The following is a 20,798-nucleotide window of genomic DNA, read 5'->3' as shown; positions in this document are numbered from 1 at the left end:
CACTACTTCTACTTCTGCGGAGCCACCGAAGCGGGCGCGTTGCGCTCGGCCGGAGACACCGCCGGCGGCTCGCCGTGCGCGGCCGGCGGAACCTGGGTCGGATTGGCCGCGGGGTCGCGCTTGAGCGCGCGCGCCAGCGCCAGGTGGTCGGCCAGCGCGGGCTGGTGGCGGGCGGCAAATGCCCGGATCTGGGCATCGGCGGCCTGGGTGGCCGCCGTGCGGTACAGCATTTCCGCCTGGACGTGCGCGGCCAATGCGACCTGGTCGATGTAAAGCGCATCGAAGGCCGTGCCGGTCTTGCCCGCCAGGGCTTCCAGCGTGCGCTGGTCCGACGGCTCGGGCTTGGAAGGCAGCGGCACCCGCTTGTCGCCCGCCAGGCGCCTGAGATCGGCATCCAGTTCCTGGTGGCGTGCCTGCATCTTGCCCGCGAAGGTGCGTACCTCGGTGCTGCCAGCGCGTTTCTCGGCGGCTTGCGCGGCCAGCACCTGAAACGCATTGGCGGCGGCGGCGGCCTGCAGGAAATGGCTGTCCGCCGCGCTTGGCTGCGCGGCGCGGGCCGCCAGCGGCGCGGCCAGCAAAGCGAGCAGGCAGGCCGCCAACAGGCTGCGCCACAGCGTTTTCTTGTTCATGTCTGTCTCCCATCCCGCCCTGTCGGCGGGTCATTGCGCGCCGGAAGGCGCCTCGACGTGGCGCGGCGGCTTCAGGGGATCGAAGTCTTCCCACTTGCCATCCAGCCAACGGCCCTGGGCCCGCTCGATGTCGTGCCCGCCGGCATCGCGCAGGACCTGCCGGGCCGCGGCTTCACGGTCGGGCGGCACGGGCAGCGCCAGCATCACCCCGGCCTGCCGCAGCGGCGGGTGCGCGTCAGGGGCTGCGGGGGCCCTCGACCGCGGCCTGCCCCGGCCCGCCACCCGCAAGGCGCCCGCCAGCGCGCCGATATAGGCGCCGGCGCCGGCGGCCACCACGATCACCAGCGTGGCCGCGCCAGCCCACAACGCCACCAGCCCGCCGACCAGGGCGAACAGCAGGCCCAGCAGCGACGCGCCCGCCAGGGCACCCAGGTGCGCGCCGCGCGCATCCGGGTCGGCGGCGCGGTCCCCGCCGAGCGGAAATCGGGCATGCTCGCCAGCGGTGTTGATGTAGAACGTATGGATGTCGTCTTCGGAGAAGCCTTCGAGGCGCAGGCGCTGGGTGGCCTGCGTGGCTTCGTCGAACGTCTGGAAGCGCGCTGCGACAATCAGGGACATGACAATCTCCTATCGGCTTGGCCCGCCATCGGCCCTGCTCAACGGGCAGCAACTGCCATGCCCGCATGTGCCTCAAGGCACGGGGCTTGCTGAGGATTCAATGAGAACCGGGTCCCCGGGAGGGAACATGCTGACCTATGACGAAGAAACCGAGATTGCCGTGCCGGCCAGCCCGCCCTCCCTCGCGCCCCTGGGGCCGGAGGACCGGGTTGGCCTGCGCCCGCTCGATTGGGCGGCGCTGGTCGTGCTGGTTGCCGGCGGCCTGAACAGCGGCCTGATCGCCGCCGTCAACCTCGACGTGTTCGCGCTGATGCTGCCCGGCTTCGCGGGCGGCCGCATGGTCTATGGATTGGTCGGACTGGCGGCTCTGCATTGCGTCGTGCTGTTGTTCCGCCTCGCGGGCGACGAGACCTGAACCGGGCCGGCGAGCTTTAGCAAAAGCACCCCGGATCCGGACGGGTCCGCGCCAACGCGCGCTAGCGTCCCGCCGCGGGTTTGCGCGTGCCCGGATACTGGCCACCCTCTTCATACTCGGGGCCTTTCGGGTGCGGTCGATCGTCGGCGCCACGCCGAGGCTCGGCGGCGCGCTCGCGCTGCGGCTCATCCGCCCCGAACTTGCCGCTCTGGTGCGCCGCGGCGGTATCGCTGCGCCGCGCGTTGGCCTGGCCGCCTGGTTCCGCGGTCGACTTCGCGGTTTCGCCAGCCGGCCGCCTGGCGGCGTTCGCGCGGGATTCGTGGGTGTCGGTCTTGTTGGTCATGTCGTCTCTCCCTGGGCATGGGCGCCGGCGGCGGCCCGTCTTCACGATGCGGCGCGGTCCGCCGCAATTGGCGTGCCCGATCGCCGGGCACGCCAATTGCTCCGGGCAAGCGCGTGACCATTCTCCGGTCACGCCAATCCAAAGGAGTCAGCCATGAATCTGTCCAAGATCCGCCTGTCCATGACGCTCGTTCCCGCTGCCGCCGTCTGCCTGGCGGCGCTCGCCCTGCCCGTTTCCGCGCAGACGTCCTCCGGCGCCGCGCCGGTGCGCAGCAATGAGCAGATCAACGATCAGTACAAAATGGACAAGAAGCAATGCGACGCCATGAAGGGCAACCAGAAGGATGTTTGCCAGAAACAGGCGGAGGCCAATCGCGACAAGGCCAAGGCGGACGCCAAGGCGGGCAAGGAAAAGGCCGAGGCCAACCATGACGCGGCCAAGGCCCGCAACGACGCCGATTACAAGGTGGGCAAGGAGAAGTGCGACGCCATGTCGGGCAATGCCAAGGACACCTGCATGGCCGACCTGAAGACGCGCTACGGCAAGTAACCGGCCGGCGGCGGGTTTCCTGTCAGGGCGCGGCGTCCTGCCGCGCCTCGCCGGGCAGCACATAGCCCGCCGCCGCGTACTCCTCGAGCCGGTTGTAGAGCGTCTTGGGGCTGATGCCGAGCACCGCCGCGGCCTGCTTCTTGACGCCCTTGCAGCGCTGCAGCGTCGCCAGGATCAAACGCCGGTCCGCTTCCGCCAGGGTTTCGCCGACAGGCAGGCTGACCTGTCCGCCGGCAATGTCGCCACTCGGCGACACCTGCGGCGCCAGCAGTTCGGCGTCCAGCTCATCGCCCTCGGCCATGATGAAGGCGCGACGCACGAAATTCTTCAGTTCGCGGACATTGCCCGGCCACTCATACTGCGACAACGTCTGCGCCGCCCCGGGGGCGAAAACCTTTGACCGTCCCGTCTCTTCGTTCTGCGCCTGCAGGAAGCGTTCGGCCAGGAACAGAACATCCTCGCCACGCTCGCGCAGCGGCGGCAATTGCAGCGGAAATACATTGAGCCGGTAATAAAGATCCTCGCGCAGCTTGCCTTCCTGTACCGCCTGTTCAGGGTTGCGGTTGGTGGCGGCGACGATGCGGATGTCGCAGCCGATCTCTCGATTGGTGCCGACCCGCATGAACCGGCCGGTCTCCAGCACCCGCAACAGCTTGACCTGCAGGTCAAGCGGCATCTCGGTGACTTCATCCAGGAACAGCGTGCCGCCGTCGGCGCGCTCGAAGTAGCCCTTGTGCTGGCGGTCGGCGCCCGTGAAGCTGCCCCGTTCGTGGCCGAACATCTCGCTTTCGATCAGGTGTGGCGAGATCGCGCCGCAGTTCACGGCGATGAACGGCCGCTGGCGGCGCGCGCTCAATTCATGGATGGCGTGCGCGGCCAGTTCCTTGCCGGTGCCGCTTTCGCCGATCAGCAACACGGTAACGTCGGTGGGCGCCACGCGCCCGATCTGGCGATACAGCTCGCGCATGGGCGCCGAGGTGCCGTACATCTTGCCAAAGCGCCCCGGTTCCTCGAACGGCAGGCCGGCGGGCTCGCCGCCGGAGTTGGACACGATGCGCGCCATGATCTCGTTCAGGCGCTCCATGCAGATCGGCTTGACCAGATAGTCGGTCGCGCCCAGGCGCAGGGCCTGCACCGCATTGTCCAGCGTACCGTGGCCGGTCATCACCACGACCTCGGCGCTGGCGGCCGCCACGTTCTTGAAAATGTCCATGCCGCTGCCTTCGGGCAGGCGAACGTCCGTCAGCACCAGATCGGGCGCCTGGCGCTCGAGCTGGATCATGGCATCCTTGACGCTGGCGGCCAGCGCCACCGAGAAGCCGCTATCGCGGCCAATCTCGGCCAGGGTCTCACGGATCGCATCGTCGTCGTCGACGATCAGCAAGTGGGGCATGACATCTCCAGAACCGAGGGAACGAGCAGGGGCGCCCGTGCCTCTCCGGCCACGCTTGAGCATAGCGAAGCTGGCGCGTTTTGACGTAAACATTCGATACGATGCACTAAAGATTGCGATTACTTGCAACTCGTCGCATCCGTGTCGCGCCACTCCCCCTACGATGGCAACACTATGAATGTCTCAGGCTTGTCTTCCGTAATGCAAAAGCTGGCGACCCAGGTGCGCCTGGCCGCCGAGACCGACGCCAGCGTCTTCATCGTGGGAGAAAGCGGCGCGGGCAAGGAGGTGGTGGCGCGCGCCATCCACGAGGCCAGCGACCGCGCCAACCAGCCCTTTATCGCCGTCAACTGCGGCGCCATCAGCGGTTCGCTGGCCCACGCCGAACTGTTCGGCCACGAAAAAGGCAGCTTCACCGGCGCGGTGGCGCAGAACGCGGGCTACTTCGAGTCCGCCAGCGGCGGCACGCTGTTCCTGGACGAAGTCACCGAAATGCCGCCCGACATGCAGGTGCACTTCCTGCGAGTGCTGGAAACCGGCACTTACCAGCGGGTGGGCGGCACCGACCTGTTGCGGGCCAATGTGCGCATCCTGTGCGCCAGCAATCGCGACCCGGCCGCCTCGGTGGCCGACGGCCGCCTGCGCCAGGACTTTCTGCACCGCCTGCTGGTGATCCCGCTGCGCGTGCCGCCCTTGCGCGAGCGCGACGGCGACGCGACGGTGCTGGCGCGGCATTTCCTGGATGAATTGAACGGCCGCCACGCGACGCGCAAGACCATTTCGACCCGCATGCTGCAGGCCATCGCCCGCCATGACTGGCCGGGCAACGTGCGCGAACTGCGCAACGCGGTGCAACGCGCCTACATCCTGTGCGACGACGAGCTGGACGCCGAGCTGCCCCGCGCCCGCGCCGCGCCACGCGCCGAGTTCAAGGACGGCGCCCTGACCTTTCCCGTCGGCACGGCGCTGGGCAATGCGCAGCGCGACTTCATCCTGGCGACGTTGGCCCATCACGGCGGTGACAAGCGCCTGACGGCCGAGACCCTTGGGGTCAGCCTGAAAACCCTCTACAACCGGCTGGACGTCTACGAGAAAGACGCTGGTGGCCCGGCCGTCGCCTGACGGCCCGTGGCGGCCCGGCCGGGGGCAAGACCGCGCGCCAACGGCCCCGCCTGCCTGGCATCACTCGCCTGGGGTCACTCGCCTGGGGTCACTCGCGTGGGATCACTCGCCCGGCACCACTCGCCCGGCATTACTCTCCTGCCAATACTCGCCCGGCAATACTCGTCCGGCAATATTTACCGCCGCCTTGTAATCCCGTCCGCCGCGCCGGGGCGACCGCCGCCGTCGCCGCCCCGCAATGCGCGGCGGGCATGGATTTTGCATGAGTACAAGGATGTGCCGCCTTTCCGGCGGCCGCCCCTGCGGGAGAATTTCTTGGGACACCCGATGCAAGAATTGCGCCTGCGCCAGCAGATGACGCTGGCGCCGAGGCTGCAGCAATCGGTCAAGCTGCTGCAGATGTCGGCGCTCGAGTTCACCACCGCGGTGGAACTGGCGCTGGCCAGCAATCCCTTCCTGGAGGAAGCGGAAGAGCAAGCCGCGGGCCCGGCCGATATCGCCGAAGGCCGCCCCGACATGGACAGCGCCAACCCCGCCGCAGAGGCGGCGCCCGCCCCGTCTTCGTCCACCCCGACCGAAGAGGCGCCGGCCGCCGCCGCCGAATACGGCGGTGACTACCCGTCTCCAGCCCGCGCCGACGGCGAAGACCGCGACCTGGGTCAATGGGCCAGCGCACCGGTCTCGATGCGGGAAAAGCTGTCGCTGGAGTTGGGCAGCTACCGGCTGGGCGCGCGTGACCGCCTGCTGGCGGAATTCATCATCGATTCGCTGGACGAGGATGGCTACCTGCGCACCCCGACCGCCAGCCTGTGCGACGATCTGAGCCCGGACTTCTCGCCGCCGCCCGACGACGCCGAATGGCTGACGGCGCTGCGGCTGGTACAGCAGCTGGACGCGCCCGGGCTGGGCGCGCGAGACCTGCAGGAATGCCTGGCATTGCAGCTGGAAGCCGCGCCGGGACTGAGCGCTTCGCTGCGTGCGCTGGCGCTGCGCATCGTGCGCGAACAGATCGACCGGCTCGCCAAGAATGACAGCGCCGGCCTGCGACGCGCCCTCAATTGCTCCGATGACGAACTGCGCGACGCCTGCGCGTTGATCCGTGGCCTCGATCCCAAGCCCGGCCGCCGCTACGACGCCCAGGCGCCGGTCTACGTGGTGCCCGACGTGTTCGTCGACAAATGGCGTTCGCGCTGGCGCGTGGTGCCCAACCGCAGCGCCATGCCCCAGGCCCGACTGCACCAGGTATACGCCGACCTGTTCCGGCGCGCGCGGCTGGACGACCGTAGCCCGATGGCGCAGGAACTGCAGGAGGCGCGTTGGCTGGTGCGCAACGTCGAACAACGCTACACCACCATCCAGCGCGTGGCCGAGGCCATCGTCAAGCGCCAGCAGACGTTCTTCGAATATGGCGAAGTGGCGCTGCGGCCCCTGATGCTCAAGGAAGTCGCCGACGACCTGGACATGCACGAATCCACCGTCTCGCGCGCCACCGTCAGCAAGTACATGGTCACGCCGCGGGGCGTCTTCGAATTCCGCCACTTCTTCTCGCGCGAGCTGCCCACCGATTCCGGCGGCACCTGCTCGGCCGCCGCGGTGCGGGCGCTGATCAAGGAACTGATCGAGGCCGAGGATCCCGCCATGCCCCTGTCCGACGTGGCGCTGGCGCAGCAATTGGCCAACAACGGCATCGTGCTGGCGCGTCGCACTGTCTCCAAGTACCGGGGCCAGCTGCGCCTGCCGCCGGCGGAATTGCGACGCGAACACTGAGCCCAAAAAACAACTCCCTCCGGCGGCACATGGAACGTCCGCCGGAGGGAGCGCAGGAGCGGGCTTCAGCCCGCGCCGATCACTTGCTGCCGCCCGTGTTGGGATAGCCCGGAGGCGGCGTGGCGCCGGCCGCCGGCGTGCGCGGCACATTGTCGTTGGCTTCTTTGTGACGGTTGGACATCTCGCCGCTGCGCTTGTCGGACGACGGCGCGTTGTGCTTGTCCAGATTGGGCGGCGTGCTCGGCGTATTCGGCGCCGCATTGGGCGCCGGCGCGGCCTGGCCCGGCGGCACCGGACGGTTGGGTTGCACCGCCGTGCCATCATTGGGCGTCGTCGACGGAGCGGTGGGACTGGCGGATTGGGCCCAGGCGGCGCCGCTTCCGCCCAGGCTGGCGGCGACTACGATGGCATAGGTCAAGGCACGGATTTTCATGGGTACACTCCTTGTTGAGGTTGCCCTGCCATGACAGCAATCGCCGTGCCCGCGTCGCTTCGCCCCGCGCGCCCCGCCGCGCATCGGCAATATTTACCGCCCTTTGCAACCGGGCGCCATTCGGATCAGGACCGCGGCGCCGCGACCCGCGCGTCGCCGACGCCGATGCCGGCGGGCTCCAGCATCCGCAGCACGCGCTCGGCCAATGTGTCGAGCGCGAACGGCTTGACGATCAATTCCATGCCGCTGTCCAGGAAGCCCGAGCCGCGCGCCGCGCTTTCCGCATAGCCGGTCATCAACAGCACTTTCAGGCCAGGATGAATGGCGCGCGCGGCGTCCGCCAACTGGCGGCCGTTCAGGCCCGGCAGGCCGACGTCGGTCACCAGCAGATCGAGAGCGCCGATCGTGCGCAAGCGTTCCAGCCCGGCGTCGCCGTCGCTGGCCGTGAGCACCCGCATGCCCTGTTCGGCCAGGAACTCGCGGACCATCTCGCGCACATTGGCGTCGTCCTCCACGACCAGCACCACCGCCTCGCGCGACGGCTCCGCGCGCGCACCGGACGGCGGCGTGAGCACGGCGGCGCTGGCGGGCACCCCTTCATAGCGTGGCAGGAAGATCCTGACCGAGGTTCCTTGGCCAACCCGGCTGTCCAGCGTCACAACGCCGCCTGCCTGCTTGGCAAAGCCATAGATCATCGACAGGCCCAGGCCGGTGCCCTCGCCCAGCGGCTTGGTGGTGAAGAAGGGATCGAAGGCATGCGCCAGCACGTCGGGCGTCATGCCACAGCCCGCGTCGGTCACGCGCACTTCCACGAAAGCGCCCGCCTGCACGCCCGGATACGGCCGCAGGAAGGCCGGATCCAGGCGCGCGTTCAGGGCCGCGATGGTCAACAGGCCGCCGTCGGGCATGGCATCGCAGGCGTTGATCACCAGGTTCAGCAAGGCATTCTCGAACTGGTTGCGGTCGCAGCGCACCGGCCACAAATCCGCCTCCAGGTCGAAGGCCAGCGACACGCCCTCGCCGGTGTAGCGATGGAACAGATCGATCATGGACTGCAGCGTGGTGGCCACCGAGAAGGGTTGCGGGTCGATCGGCTGGCGCCGCGAAAACGTCAAGAGGCGCTGCGTCAGGTGCGCCGCGCGATTGGCCGAATCCATTGCCACGCCGACGAAGCGCACGGCCTGTTCCGGCACGCCCGCGGCCAGCTTGCGTTGGATCAGGTAGAGCGCCCCGGTGATCCCTTGCAGCATGTTGTTGAAGTCATGCGCAATGCCTCCCGTCAGGCGCCCGACCGCCTCCATCTTCTGCGCCTGCCGCAAGGCGTTCTCGGTTTCCAGCAGTGTCTCGGCCTGCAACTTCAGGTCGGTGTCGTCGCGCCCGGCCATGTACAGGCTGTCCTGCGCCCACGACATGCTCCAGGTGATCCAGGCATAGCTGCCATCGCGCTTGAGGATGCGGTTCTCCAGGTGCCGCACGCCCTGCGGGCCGTCGGCGCGGCGGGCCTGCGCCAGGGCCTCGCGGGTGGCTTCGTAGTCGTCCGGATGGATCTGCTGACGCAGTCCCATGGCCAGGAACTGCTCCTGCGTCCAACCCAGGATCGCGCGCACGGCGGGATTGACGCTGGCATAGCGTCCCTTCGCGTCGACCACCGCCAGCAATTCGGGCGACAGGCGCCAGATGCGGTCGCGCTCGGCGATCGCGTGCTCGACCCGCTGTTCCAGCATGCGGGCGTACTGCGAACGCTCGACCGCGCCGCACAGGCGCTCGGCCACTTCTTCGATGCAGGCCACGTCACCGCGCTTGAGCCGGGAGCCGGCCGCCGGCCGCACCACCAGCGCCCCGTCCGGGCGGCCCCAGCGGGCCGTCGGCACCACGATCGCCGAAGGCAGGATGTCGCCATTGGCCCGTCCCAGCAACGGCTCCAGAAAGATCGTGCGGGCTTCCGACAGCGTCTCGCGGATGCGGCCCAGCAAGTCGGCATCCAGATCTTCGCCGCCGCCATTGCCCTGCGCCTGCCAACACGAGGAAACCTGCGGCCCGCTGTCCCCGCCTGGCCAATCCACCACCGCGACCAGGCCCAGCGCCAGATGCTGGCCCAGGCTTTCGCATGCCAGTTGCTCGATCGCCGCCTGCTGCTGCAATTCGCGCATGCGGTCGCCCAGCGCCAGCACGAAGTTCTTGCGGTGCTGGCCTTCCCACAATTCCGCCTCGGCGGTCTTGCGCGCCGTGACATCGAGGAACAGCGCCATCATCTGGTTTTCGCCTTCGCGCCGCGCGCGCGCCTCGTACCAGGCCGGCTGCGGCGACGGCACCGCGAATTCGAACTGCGCCGGCTCGCCGGTTTCGACCACCTGCGCGAACGTGTCGAGAATCTGGTCGGGCACCCCGGGAATCATCTCGCGCAGGGTGTGGCCCAGCGTATCGCCCTCCTTCATGCCACTTTGCCGCTCGAACGCGGGATTGACCTCGATGAACCGGAAATCGACGATGCGGCCCCGCGCGTCACGCAGGGCTTCGCTCAGGAAGAAGGCTTCCTGCATGCCGTCGAACATGGCGCGCCAGCGTTCGCCGCTGCGGCGCAGCGCCACTTCGGTCAGGTGGCGTTCGATCGCCAGCGCGGCGCTGCGCGTGACCACCGCGATGGCGTCGATATCGTCGGCCGACGGCGTGCGCGGCGCGCCGTAGTAATTCGAGAACACCCCCAGCAGGCGTCCATCGGGGGCCTTGATCGGCGTTGACCAGCAGGCTCGCAGGCCGTGCGACAGCGCCAGGTCGCGCCACGACGCCCAGGCCGGGTGACTGGCAATGTCCTCGACATAGACGGGGCTGCCGGAATCCGCCGCCCTGCCCCACGAGGCCATGTCCGGGCCGATCGGCGCATGGTCGACAGCGCTATTGAAATCGTGCGGCAGGCTGGGCGCCGCGCCGTGGCGCAGGACCTTGCCGCTGTCATCGACCAGCGCGATCGAGGCGCGCAGTTCGACGCTGGACTGGGCTTCTATGGCGTGCAGCATATGGCCCAGCACCTCGGCCAGCGGCACGCCGGCGGCGATGCGTTGCAACATCACGCGCTCGTCTTCGAGCCGCGCAAGCGTATCGGTCCAGGGGTGGGGCACACGGTCTCGCTGGGTCAGCATGGAATCTCCTGCAGGCTTCCCAGACTGTATTGCGGGCGCGGCGCGACAGCCGCAACCCTCGGTAACTCGGCATTACACCTTGCCGCCGGTTCCGAGGCCGTCCCGGGCTGACAGGCGTCGCCTGTCTGGAACTCAGCGCGGCACGTCGACGCTTTCGCGCGCCAGCCCCAACGCCGTCAGCGCCTCGGGCTTGTCCACCAGCACGCACTGCTTGCCGGTGCGGGTGCAGTGGTCCTTGACGCGCCAATAGGCGCCGTGACTGACGCAGCCAGTCTGGCAGATCACCAGGTCGGCCGCCACCAGGCTGGCTTCGAGCGTGTCGCCGTCGCTGCCTTCGCCGCCGCAATGGCCGAGGTAGCGTCCCCCAGCCATTTCCACCACCTTGCGCGTCAGCATCAGGGCCATGGCGTCCTCGCCCACGCACAACACCGATTTCTCGCGCAGCGTGGCCGCGGCCACCACGGCGGGCGCAACGGCCGGTTCGGCCGCGGAATCGAGCGGACGGTCGCGCGCCTGGACGGCGGCGCGGTCCTGCCACGCCAGGCGCTCGCGCATCAGGCCCTGCACCCGCTCCATCAACTGCGCCACGCGCCGCGCCAGCGCCACGCGCCTGGGCAGGCCGGGGATCGCGCCTTCGAGCGCGGCGCGGTCTTCACGCGCCCAGGCCAGCGCCGTATCGCGTTGGATCACCGCCGCGCGCAACTTGAACACCTCGGTTTCCAGGCACTGGATGCGTTGCGCCTGCGCGCTCAAGAGCCGGCTGCAGCGCGCCTGGGCCTGGCCGTAGGCGGCCAGCAGGGCCGCGTGCTCTCGGTGCAGTGAATTGGGGGCCTGGAAAGCTAGGGACATCGTGGGCCTCTCGGGATGGCGGGCAACGCGGCGCCCGCACGCGCGGGCACCGTTCGGCATGCGAGGCATTATAAATGAGAATGCGTCTGGTTACTTATATATCGATATGACCCGCCGGGGCTCCGGGAAATCCATTACTGACGGCCCCGGATCGCTTAAATATGATCGACAGACCATACCGGCACACAAGCCCGCCCGGGCTTGATCAGACGCCCATTCAGGACGCTCGCGCCTTGCCTGTTCCTGGCCCGGCAGCCGCCTGGCCGCGGATTCAATGAAGTGAGGGGCACCCGATGCCGCAACCCACCGAACTTCTGCGCGATATCCACGAAACCAATCTCATGTATCTGCTGCTGCTGCAGCGGATGGCTCGCACCGGCAACCTGCCGGCGCTGGCCGGCATGCAGATATCCGCCCAGGCCTGCCGCTGGCTGGCCGACCTGAAACCCGACGACCTGGCACGGCTGTCCCGATGCAGCGTGGTGCTGGCCCAGTTGACCCTGGACCCGCGCCTGCTGCTGGCGGCGCTCAGCCAGGGCATCGATGCGACCCTGGCGGCCGAGGCGACGGCGCCGGCCCTCCGGACCCCGGCCTAGCTTCCGATGGCGGCGTGGCCGGCCCGCTCTCGGGGCGCATGGCAGACCACGCACAGCTTGTTGCCGTCGGGGTCGCGGAAATAGGCGCCGTAGTAATCGGCGTGATAGTGCGGCCGCCGCCCCGGGGGGCCGTGATCGACATCGCCGACGCCAAGGTAGACATGCAAGAACATCAGCGACCTGCGCAGTGAATCACAGGCCCGATGATGACGCGCCCCGCCCCACCGCCGACGCCTGCGGCGGGCGCGCGGTGCGCCAGTACAGCGCCGCGCTGATCGCCAGCGCCAAGGCCAGCAGGCTGCCGGCCATCGCCGCCACGCCGGGCCAGCCGCCACCGGTCCAGAACTGGCCGCCCAGCGCCCCCAGCACGCTGGAGCCAACGTAGTACACCAGCAGGTAGAGCGAGGCCGCCAGCGCCTTGTAGCCGCGCGACATCTGGCCGACCCAGCCGCTGGCCACCGCGTGCGCGGCGAAAAAACCGAAGGTGAACACCACGATGCCGCCGATCAGCACGGGCAAGGCCTCCGACAGCGTCAGCAACAGCCCCGCCAGCGCCAGGCCGGTGGCCGCCGCCAGCATCGCGCCGCGTCCGTGCCGGTCCGCCAGGCGGCCGAAATAGGTCGAGGCGAAGATGCCCACCAGATACACCACGAAGATGAAGCCGATGAAGGTCTGGCTCAGCGAGAACGGCGGCGCCAGCAGGCGGAAGCCGACGTAGTTGTAGACCGTGACGAATGCGCCCATCAGCAGGCCGCCCATGGCGAACAGGCCGCACAGCGGGCCGTTGCGCAAGTGGGCGCCGATGCCCGCGCGCACGTCGCCCGCCACCCCGGCCCAGCCACGCGAGCGCCGCGGCGTGAAACGGCGCGACGCCGGCAGCAGCCACACAAACAGCAGCGCCGCGGCGATGCCCAGCAGGCCCAGCGTGCCGAGCGCCGCGCGCCAGCCGAAATGATCCGACACCAGGCCGGTGATCACCCGCCCCGACAGCCCGCCGAAGGCGCTGCCGCTGATGTAGAGCCCCATGACGAAGCCGAGCGTGTCGGGCTCCACCTCTTCGGCCAGATAGGCCATGGCCACGGCCGGCACCCCGCCCATGGCCACGCCCTGCAAGGCCCGCAGCACCAGCAGGCTGTGCCAGTCGGGCGCCACCGCCGCCGCCGTGCCCAGCACGGCCGAGGCGAACAGCGAAAGCGCCATGATGCGCTTGCGCGGCAGCGCCTGCGAGAACAGCCCCACCAGGAAGATCGCCACGGCCAGCAGGCCGGTACAGAGCGACAGCACCAGGCTGCTCTGCGCCGGCGACACGCCGAAACCATGGGTGAACAGCGGCATCAACGGCTGCACGCAGTACAGCAGCGAAAAGGTGGAAAAGCCCGCGGCGAACAAGGCCCATTGGGCGCGACGCAACGCTGGCGTGCCGCGCGCCAGGTAGTCGGACTGCGGCGCGGCGGTCGGGGCGGAGGGGGAAACGGCTGAGGCGGAAGACATCGGGATTCTCGAAAAAGCGGCGGGCAATGGCCCGTGCGATCAAGGTAGACTTTTCCCCTGCATATGTCCAATATATGAAACCGGCACTCGCTATATTTATTAACGATGGAACTGAGACACCTGCGCTATTTCACCGTGGTCGCCGACGAGCTGCATTTCACCCGCGCCGCCGCGCGGCTGGGCATCGGCCAGCCGCCGCTCAGCCAGCAGATCCAGCAGCTGGAGCGCGAGATCGGCACGCCGCTGTTCCTGCGCCTGCCGCGCGGCGTCGAATTGACCGAGGCCGGCGCCCAGTTCCTGGAGGACGCGCGCGCCATCCTGGCCAGCGCCGACCGCGCCATCGATACCGCGCGCCGTCTCGGGCGCGGCGAACATGGCGCCATCACCGTGGGATTCACCGCGTCGGCCGTGTTCCATCCGTATCTGCCGCGCGCCATCCGCGCTTTCCGCGACCGCTATCCCGACGTGCGCATCAGCCTGACCGAAAGCAATACCGTCAGCCTGCTGCGCGGGCTGCGCGAAAACCAGGTGGACGTGGCGTTCGTGCGGCCGCCCTACGTGCTGGACCCGGAGTTCGAAACCGAACGCGTGCTGGACGAGCCGATGCTGATCGCCCTGCCCCCCGACCATCCGCTCAGCCGCAAGCGCAGCGTGCCCATCGCGGCGCTGGCCGACCAGGATTTCGTGCTCTATCCCCGCCCCATCGGCGCCGGCCTGTACGATGCGATCCAGAACGCCTGCCTGCGCGCCGGTTTCTCGCCCCGCGTGATCCAGGAGGCGCCGCAGATGGCCTCCATCGTCAGCCTGGTGGCCGCCGGCGTCGGCATCTCGATCGTGCCCGCGGCCATGCGCCACATGGGCGCCCAGGGCATCGAGTACCGGCCCATCAAGGGCGACGCGCCGCATGCCCTGCTGGATATGGCCTACCGCCGCCACGACCGGTCTATCGCCGCGCGCAACGCGGTCCAGATGCTGCGCGCGCTGGCCCATCCGGAAGCGGCGGGATGACAGGTGCAAGCCCCGGCCCCGAGCGGGAAAAGGGCCCGGTATCGGCCTGTCGCGTTTGTCACCTTCTGTAAACCCGACGGCTGCCGCCGCCTGTAAATTGTCGCGCTATCGCCTCGCCACTCCCCCGCGAAAGGGGGACGGCCGGCGCAACCCGCTCAAAGGTGCACACGTGCAACGTACTCTCCTGGCTGTGGCCATCGCCACGCTTCCCGGTCTGGCCGCGGCCGCCGGACTGGCCTCCTCCATCAACGCCGTCACGGTCTACCAGGATCGCGCCGTGGTCACCCGCGCCGCCAGCAGCGAACTGGCGGCCGGCGAGCACGAACTGGTGCTGGAAAAGCTGCCGGCCAGCCTGCAGGAAAACTCGCTGCAGGTATCGGCCAAAAGCAGCGGCCAGGCCACCTTGCTGGACGTGCGGGTGCGCGACGCCTTCCAGGCCGATACGGCCAACGACCGCGTCAAGCAGCTGGAAGAACAGATCCGCAAGCTCCAAGGCCAGCAGTCCGCGCTCGAGGACGAGGCAGCGGTGCTGGACAACCAGCGCGAACTAGTGGCGATGATGCAGCGAGGCGCCACCGAACCGGCCAAGGACGGCCCGCGCCCGACGCTGGAAGAACTGAAGGCGATCCAGTCGCTCAGCGCCGACACGCTCAGCCGCGTGCTGGCCGGCCTGCGGCATGTCGCCGAGCAGCGCGAGGACCTGGAGCGCCAGTTGTCGGCCGCGCAGGGCGAATTGGACCGGTTGCAGGGCCAGATCAATCGCCGCACCAAGACCGTGACGCTGCGCGTCAACCTGGCGCGCGCCGGCAAGCTCGACCTGAACGTTTCGTACGCGGTGGCCGGGGCGCGCTGGACGCCCGCCTACGACGCGCGCCTGCGCCCCGCCGATCGCAGCGTCGACCTGGGCTACTTCGGCGTCATCCGCCAGAACAGCGGCGAGGACTGGAACAACGTCAAGCTGACGCTGTCGACCGCGCGCCCGGCCCTGGGCGGCGGCGCGCCCAAGCTGAACCCGTGGATCATTGACGTGGCGGCCCCGCGGCCGCCCATCATCCCGGAGCCGGCGGCGGCCCCCGCGCCGGTCATGCGCAACGATACGCGGGTGCGCGCGAGCCCGAAAGCCAGCGCCGAAATGGCAGCCGGCGACGCGGCGTATGCGCTGGAGGATGTGAAGGAATCGACCGCCGCCGTGCAGGCCGAGGCCACCAGCGCTTCGTTCCAGATCCGCGCGCCGGCCACGCTGCCGTCGGACAACAGCGTGCAGCGCGTCGCCATCACCACCGCCAAGCTGCCCGCCACGCTGCAATACCAATCGACCCCGGCGCTGCGCGAGGCCGCTTTCCTGACCGCCCTGGCCAGCAACGGCACCGACTACCCGTTCCTGGCGGGCACGCTCAACACCTTCCTGGATGACGCCTTCGTCGCCGCCTCTTCCATGAAGACGGTGATGCCCGGCGAAAAACTCGAACTGGCGCTGGGCGCGGACGACGGCATCTCGATCAAGCGCCAGCTGGTCAATCGCTTTACCGAAAGCACCGGCTTCTCCGGCAACGGCAAGCGCGTGACCTACGAGTACAAGATCACCGTCAAGAACAACAAGACCACCAAGGAACAGGTCACCTTCAAGGACCGCCTGCCGATCTCGCGCAACGAGAAGATCGAGGTCAAGCTGCTGTCGCCCGCCGAGCGCGACATCAAGCGCGAGGATGACGGCGTGCTGGTCTGGAATTGGGACATGGAACCCGGCAAGTCGCGCGACGTGGTGCTGAAGTTCTCGATCGACTATCCGGGCAATATCGACGTGTCCGGCATCTGACGCATCGCCCTGCCGCCGGCTGGCCTCACTGCCGGCGGCAGAAGGCGATGAACTCGTCCGGCGATAGCGGCATCGAGATGCCGTAGCCTTGCGCCACGGTGCACCCCAGCTCGCGCAGCAGCTGGATATCGCGTTCCTGCTCGACCCCTTCGGCCACCACGCGCCGGCCCAGCGCGCGGCCCATTTCGATGGCCGCGGCCACCACCGCGCGCGACGCCGGCTCACGATGCATGTGGACGATGAAATCGCGGTCGATCTTCAGCTCGGTGAACGGCATCGCCGAGAACAGGCGCATCGAGGCGATGCCCGCGCCGAAGTCGTCCATGGCCAGCTCGAATCCCCGCACCCGCAACAGGTTCAGCGCCGACGACAGGGCCAGCCAGTCGGTCACCGGCTCGTCCTCGGTCAGTTCCACTTTGACCAGGCGCGCCGGCAGGCCGGCCCGGGCCACGCGCTGCTCCAGCTCGCCCGGCAGGCCGGGCGCGCACAGCGTCGAGGCCGACGCGTTGATGGCGATCGGGACCGCGATGCCCTCCGCATGCATGCGCACCTGGACTTCGATCACACAATCCGCGACGCGGTTGAACAGAATCTGGTCCATGCCCAGCCGATGCGCCGCCGGGACGAAATCGACGGCGGGGATGGCGCCCAGCTTCGGATGATGCCAACGCGACAGCGCCTCGGCCGCCACCGCGCGCCGCGAGTCCAGGTCCACCTGCGGTTGCAGGACCACGCTCATGCCCTCGCCCGACGTCAGCGCATGGCCGAGTTCGGCCTCGATTTCGTCGCGCCGCACGACCGTCTGGCGCGGCGAGGCCGTGTCGTCGTCCAGGCTGTGCAGGGCCGCCTTGATGGCATGCTGCATGGCCGAGCGCGACACCGGCTTGGACAGGGCCTGCGCCGACGGGCAGCCGCCCTGCAATGCCAGCCGCACGTGCGACTGCAGCAGTTCATCGGAAAGGCTGCTGATCCAGATGATGGGCGGCATGCGCTTGAGGCGGCCGGCGTCCACCATCTGGCGCAATTCGTTGGGCAGGCGGGTGCCGTCGCCCTCGCCCATGACAATGTCGCTGATCACCACGTCATAGGATTGACGCGCCAGCGCGCCCACCGCCTCGGTGCTGCTGCCCACGCCGGCCACCCGTCGGTAGCCCAGCGCCAGCAGCAGGTTCTGCAGGTAGGCCCGCTCCACGGGGTGGTCTTCCACGAGAAGGATCCGTCGACTGGCACCGGCATCGGTTTTGGGCATCGTGCGCGTCCTCGGGGTGTCGGCATGTAGCTCAATGCTAAGGCATGTTCCCCCGACTGTACGCCACCCAGGACGGGCTAGGCCCGATTTCGGCGGGGCTGCCGCCGATCGGCCTAGGGCCCGGGGGACATCGCCCGGACGGACGAGGCCCGCCGGTGCGATAATGGCGGTCTTTCCCGAATCCATGGCACGGAGCTTCCCTTGACCCGCATTGACGATCCCCTGCACGACCGCGAGGTCGGCGCGGCCGACGCCACCCAGGACAACACCCGCACGGACGATACCCGCATCAGCGCGGTGCGGCCCCTGATTTCGCCCGCCCTGCTGCAGGACGAACTGCCCGTCTCGGCCGAGATCCAGACGCTGGTCGAGGACAGCCGCGCCCGCATCGCCGACGTGCTGCATGGCCGCGACGACCGCCTGGTGCTGGTGGTCGGCCCCTGCTCCATCCACGACCACGGCCAGGCCATGGAATACGCGCGCCAGCTGCGCGCCGCCGCCGACCAGTACCGCGACGACCTGCTGATCGTGATGCGCGTGTATTTCGAGAAGCCGCGCACCACCGTGGGCTGGAAGGGCTACATCAACGACCCGCGCCTGGACGGCAGCTTCCGCATCAACGAAGGCCTGCGCCGCGCCCGCGAACTGCTGCTGGACATCAGCGGCCTGGGCCTGCCGATCGCCACCGAATTCCTCGACCTGCTCAGCCCGCAGTACATCGCCGACCTGATCGCCTGGGGCGCCATCGGCGCGCGCACCACCGAAAGCCCCTGCCACCGCCAGCTCAGCTCCGGCCTGAGCTGCCCGCTGGGTTTCAAGAACGGCACCGACGGCGGCGTGCAGATCGCGGCCGACGCCATCGTCGCCGCCAGCGCCAGGCACGCCTTCATGGGCATGACCAAGATGGGCATGGCCGCCATCTTCGAAACCCGCGGCAATGCGGACACCCACGTGATCCTGCGCGGCGGCAAGCAAGGCCCCAACTACGACGCGGCCAGCGTCGACGCCTGTTGCGCGGTGCTGCGCGCCGCGGGCCAGCGCGAGCAGGTCATGATCGACTGCTCGCACGCCAACTCCAACAAATCGCACCTGCGCCAGGTCGACGTGGCGCGCGACATCGCCGCCCAGTTGTCCCAGGGCGACACGCGCATCACCGGCGTGATGATCGAGAGCCATCTCGAAGAAGGCCGCCAGGACCTCAAGCCCGGCCAGCCGCTGCGCCATGGCGTGTCGATCACCGACGCCTGCCTGGGCTGGGCCCAGACCCTGCCGGTGCTCGACATGCTGGCCCAGGCGGTGCGCCAGCGCCGCGCCAGGAACGGCGCCTGATGCCGTTCCCCGCCGCCGGCCGCCTGCCCGGGACGCCGGCGCGCCCCGCTCCCCGACGGTTCAGCTAGCGGTTCAGCGCATAAGGCGCCGGATCCATGTCCGGCGTCTCTCCCGTCACCAGGCAGGCCAGCAGCCTGCCCGTCACCGGCCCCAGCGTGAAGCCATGATGCGCGTGGCCAAAAGCCAGCCACAGGCCGGGATGGCGCGGCGCCGGGCCGATCACGGGACGCATGTCCGGCATGCACGGCCGGCAGCCCATCCACGGCGTTTTCTCGACCGCCGCGCCCAGCGGCAGCAACTGCCCGGCAAGCGCTCGCGTGCGCGCCACCTGCACCGGCGATGGCGGCGCGTCGCGCGCGGCGAACTCGGCGCCCGTGGTCAGGCGCAGGCCCAGCGTCATGGGCGACACCACGAAACCGCTGTCGATATCGGCCACCGGCCGCGACAACGCCGCGCCGTCCTCCAGCGCGAAATGCTGGTGGTAGCCGCGCTTGACCGCCATCGGCACGCGGTAGCCCAGCGGCCGCAGCACGTCGGGCGACCACGGCCCCAGCGCCACCACCGCCTCGCGCGCCTCGATCGGCCCGGTCACGCCGCGCACGCGCCAGCCGCCGGCCACCGCCTCGAGGCTGCGCGCATCGCCCCGCGCCAGCGTGCCGCCACGCCGCTGGAACAGCGTCGCGTAGCCGCGCGCCACCGCGCCCGGATCCGACACGTTGACCGGATCGCGCCAGTGGATCGCGCCCACCAGGCGCGGCGACAGCGACGGTTCCAGGGCCGCCAGCGCCTGGCGGTCCAGCACCTGGTAGTCCAATCCATAATCCCCCAGCGCGGCGGCGTCGGCCGCGGCGCGGTCCAGGCTCTGCTGGCTGCGCATGCCGTCGATCCAGCCGTTGCGGCGGAACAGGTGGCCGATGCCGGCGGCGTCCTTGAGCGCGTCGTGTTCCGCCACGCTGCGCTCGATCAGCGGCAACATGGCGGCGGCCGCGCGCGCCAGGCGCGAAGGCGCCGAATGCCACCAATAGCGCAACAGCCACGGCGCGATGCGCGGCAGGAAGCGCGGGTGGTAGCGCACGTCCGGGGCGCGGTTGCCGGCGTAGCGCAACAGGCTGCGCCAATCGCGCGGAAAGGCATAGGGAATGACGCTGGCGCGTTCGATCAGCCCGGCGTTGCCGTAGCTGGTTTCCTCGCCCGGGCCGCGCCGGTCCAGCAGCGTCACCGAGCGCCCGCGCGCCTGCAGGTGCAGCGCCGCGCTCACCCCGATGATGCCCGCGCCCAGGACGACCACGTCTGTTTTCATGCGCCGCATTCTGCGCCCGCGGATCGGGTTCGGCAAGCACCCGAGGCGGGCGTAGAATCTGTCGGCGCCCAAGGCCGGCCGATGGCGGCCCGCGCCCGACCGCGGCGCACTCGCGGAGCCTCGTCCCATGCCTGCCCTCGCCCCCCTGCAACCCGTCACCCTGGAAGGCGCGATCGTACGCCTGGAACCCTTGTCGGCGGCCCACGCCGGCCCGCTGGCCGAGGTCGGCCTGCATCCCGAACTGTGGCGGCTGCAACCCGAGCCGGTCGACAGCGCCGACGACATGCGCCGCTATGTCGAGCGCGCGCTGGCCGGCCAGGCGGCGGGCGCCTGCCTGCCCTTTGCCATCGTGCGGCGCGATGACGGCCAGGTAATCGGCACCACGCGTTATATGGATATCGCGTTGGCACACAGGCGGCTGGAGATCGGCGCCACCTGGCTCACCCCCGCCAGCCAGCGCAGCGGCGCCAACACCGAGGCGAAATTCCTTCTATTGCAGCACGCCTTTGAAACAATTGGTATCATGCGAGTCGTGTTCAAGACGGAGGCGGCCAATCTGCAATCGCGCCAGGCCATTCTCCGCATCGGCGGCGTCGAGGAAGGCGTGTTCCGCAAACACTTGATCGCGCAGTCCGGACGGACCCGCGACATGGTCTATTTCGCCATCCTCGACGAGGATTGGCCCACCGCCAAGGCGCGCCTGCTGGCGCGGCTGCGGCGCGCGCCCTGATCCGGCGCGGCGTTCGTTCTTTTT

At 69.3% G+C, this 20,798-nt stretch carries 19 protein-coding genes and 1 pseudogene; 9 read left to right on the top strand and 11 right to left on the bottom strand.

The annotated features are described in order from the left end of the window. Positions 1-8: 8 nt before the first annotated feature. Both AruCF_RS13870 and AruCF_RS13865 read right to left on the bottom strand, forming a co-directional pair. Positions 9-629: a DUF4142 domain-containing protein gene (locus AruCF_RS13870; RefSeq protein WP_049073595.1), complete on the bottom strand. Its 621-nt coding sequence runs from the start codon at positions 627-629 to the stop codon at positions 9-11. A 30-nt stretch (positions 630-659) separates the two neighbouring features. Continuing rightward, on the bottom strand, positions 660-1,247 hold the full coding sequence (locus AruCF_RS13865) for a hypothetical protein (protein WP_049073594.1): 588 nt from the start codon (positions 1,245-1,247) through the stop codon (positions 660-662). Positions 1,248-1,374: 127 nt separating this feature from the next. Between AruCF_RS13865 and AruCF_RS13860 the strand changes: the two genes are divergently transcribed. Continuing rightward, complete coding sequence (locus tag AruCF_RS13860) at positions 1,375-1,662, top strand: DUF378 domain-containing protein (protein WP_049073593.1); 288 nt, start codon at positions 1,375-1,377, stop codon at positions 1,660-1,662. A 61-nt stretch (positions 1,663-1,723) separates the two neighbouring features. Here the strand turns inward: AruCF_RS13860 and AruCF_RS13855 are convergent, their stop codons facing one another. Further along, positions 1,724-2,005: a hypothetical protein gene (locus tag AruCF_RS13855; protein ID WP_049073592.1), complete on the bottom strand. Its 282-nt coding sequence runs from the start codon at positions 2,003-2,005 to the stop codon at positions 1,724-1,726. Between the two features lie 153 nt (positions 2,006-2,158). Between AruCF_RS13855 and AruCF_RS13850 the strand changes: the two genes are divergently transcribed. Beyond that, on the top strand, positions 2,159-2,554 hold the full coding sequence (locus AruCF_RS13850; protein ID WP_053086002.1) for a hypothetical protein: 396 nt from the start codon (positions 2,159-2,161) through the stop codon (positions 2,552-2,554). A gap of 22 nt (positions 2,555-2,576) precedes the next feature. On the opposite strand, the gene AruCF_RS13845 is transcribed toward AruCF_RS13850, so the two are convergent. After that, a complete protein-coding gene (locus AruCF_RS13845; protein ID WP_049073591.1) occupies positions 2,577-3,947 on the bottom strand; it encodes a sigma-54-dependent transcriptional regulator in 1,371 nt (456 codons plus the stop codon). A gap of 201 nt (positions 3,948-4,148) precedes the next feature. On the opposite strand from AruCF_RS13845, the gene AruCF_RS13840 reads away from it, so the two are divergent. Together AruCF_RS13840 and AruCF_RS13835 are read left to right on the top strand one after the other, a co-directional pair. Beyond that, positions 4,149-5,069 carry a sigma-54 interaction domain-containing protein gene (locus AruCF_RS13840; protein WP_049073590.1) on the top strand — a complete coding sequence of 307 codons (921 nt, stop codon included), beginning with the start codon at positions 4,149-4,151 and terminating at the stop codon, positions 5,067-5,069. A gap of 327 nt (positions 5,070-5,396) precedes the next feature. After that, on the top strand, positions 5,397-6,836 hold the full coding sequence (locus AruCF_RS13835) for an RNA polymerase factor sigma-54 (RefSeq protein ID WP_049073589.1): 1,440 nt from the start codon (positions 5,397-5,399) through the stop codon (positions 6,834-6,836). A 79-nt stretch (positions 6,837-6,915) separates the two neighbouring features. Here the strand turns inward: AruCF_RS13835 and AruCF_RS13830 are convergent, their stop codons facing one another. From AruCF_RS13830 to AruCF_RS13820, 3 genes are all read right to left on the bottom strand, one after another. After that, complete coding sequence (locus AruCF_RS13830; protein WP_049073588.1) at positions 6,916-7,269, bottom strand: hypothetical protein; 354 nt, start codon at positions 7,267-7,269, stop codon at positions 6,916-6,918. A gap of 125 nt (positions 7,270-7,394) precedes the next feature. Then, the gene (locus AruCF_RS13825) at positions 7,395-10,406 is read right to left on the bottom strand and encodes a PAS domain S-box protein (protein WP_049073587.1); all 3,012 of its coding nucleotides are present in this window, start codon (positions 10,404-10,406) and stop codon (positions 7,395-7,397) included. A gap of 132 nt (positions 10,407-10,538) precedes the next feature. Beyond that, complete coding sequence (locus AruCF_RS13820; protein WP_049073586.1) at positions 10,539-11,255, bottom strand: DUF2325 domain-containing protein; 717 nt, start codon at positions 11,253-11,255, stop codon at positions 10,539-10,541. A gap of 293 nt (positions 11,256-11,548) precedes the next feature. Between AruCF_RS13820 and AruCF_RS13815 the strand changes: the two genes are divergently transcribed. After that, complete coding sequence (locus tag AruCF_RS13815) at positions 11,549-11,851, top strand: flagellar transcriptional regulator FlhD (protein WP_049073585.1); 303 nt, start codon at positions 11,549-11,551, stop codon at positions 11,849-11,851. Here AruCF_RS13815 and AruCF_RS29160 read toward each other — a convergent pair. Together AruCF_RS29160 and AruCF_RS13810 are read right to left on the bottom strand one after the other, a co-directional pair. Beyond that, positions 11,848-11,997: pseudogene (locus AruCF_RS29160) on the bottom strand (VOC family protein); the annotation flags it as partial. The gene AruCF_RS13815 and the pseudogene AruCF_RS29160 sit on opposite strands and share 4 nt — an antisense overlap. A gap of 46 nt (positions 11,998-12,043) precedes the next feature. Further along, positions 12,044-13,342, bottom strand: a complete 1,299-nt coding sequence (locus tag AruCF_RS13810; RefSeq protein WP_049073584.1) for an MFS transporter — start codon at positions 13,340-13,342, stop codon at positions 12,044-12,046. Between the two features lie 105 nt (positions 13,343-13,447). Between AruCF_RS13810 and AruCF_RS13805 the strand changes: the two genes are divergently transcribed. Together AruCF_RS13805 and AruCF_RS13800 are read left to right on the top strand one after the other, a co-directional pair. After that, complete coding sequence (locus AruCF_RS13805; RefSeq protein ID WP_049073583.1) at positions 13,448-14,350, top strand: LysR family transcriptional regulator; 903 nt, start codon at positions 13,448-13,450, stop codon at positions 14,348-14,350. 169 nt (positions 14,351-14,519) lie between these two features. Next, entirely contained in the window at positions 14,520-16,166 is a 1,647-nt protein-coding gene (locus AruCF_RS13800; RefSeq protein WP_049073582.1) for a mucoidy inhibitor MuiA family protein, read from the top strand. A gap of 25 nt (positions 16,167-16,191) precedes the next feature. Here AruCF_RS13800 and AruCF_RS13795 read toward each other — a convergent pair whose 3' ends face one another. Then, the gene (locus AruCF_RS13795; RefSeq protein ID WP_463666918.1) at positions 16,192-17,373 is read right to left on the bottom strand and encodes an EAL domain-containing response regulator; all 1,182 of its coding nucleotides are present in this window, start codon (positions 17,371-17,373) and stop codon (positions 16,192-16,194) included. Positions 17,374-17,616: 243 nt separating this feature from the next. Between AruCF_RS13795 and AruCF_RS13790 the strand changes: the two genes are divergently transcribed. Then, entirely contained in the window at positions 17,617-18,744 is a 1,128-nt protein-coding gene (locus tag AruCF_RS13790; RefSeq protein WP_083036781.1) for a 3-deoxy-7-phosphoheptulonate synthase, read from the top strand. Between the two features lie 64 nt (positions 18,745-18,808). Here the strand turns inward: AruCF_RS13790 and AruCF_RS13785 are convergent, their stop codons facing one another. After that, positions 18,809-20,044: an NAD(P)/FAD-dependent oxidoreductase gene (locus AruCF_RS13785; protein WP_049073579.1), complete on the bottom strand. Its 1,236-nt coding sequence runs from the start codon at positions 20,042-20,044 to the stop codon at positions 18,809-18,811. 127 nt (positions 20,045-20,171) lie between these two features. Here AruCF_RS13785 and AruCF_RS13780 point away from each other — a divergent pair, with 127 nt between their 5' ends. Continuing rightward, on the top strand, positions 20,172-20,774 hold the full coding sequence (locus AruCF_RS13780) for a GNAT family N-acetyltransferase (protein ID WP_049073578.1): 603 nt from the start codon (positions 20,172-20,174) through the stop codon (positions 20,772-20,774). The last annotated feature ends 24 nt before the right edge of the window (positions 20,775-20,798 follow it).

This window comes from Achromobacter ruhlandii, from assembly GCF_002082135.1.
Taxonomy (GTDB): Bacteria; Pseudomonadota; Gammaproteobacteria; order Burkholderiales; family Burkholderiaceae_B; genus Achromobacter; species Achromobacter ruhlandii.
Note: the sequence above shows the minus strand (reverse complement) of the source record. Positions and strands in the feature narration are given on the sequence as shown.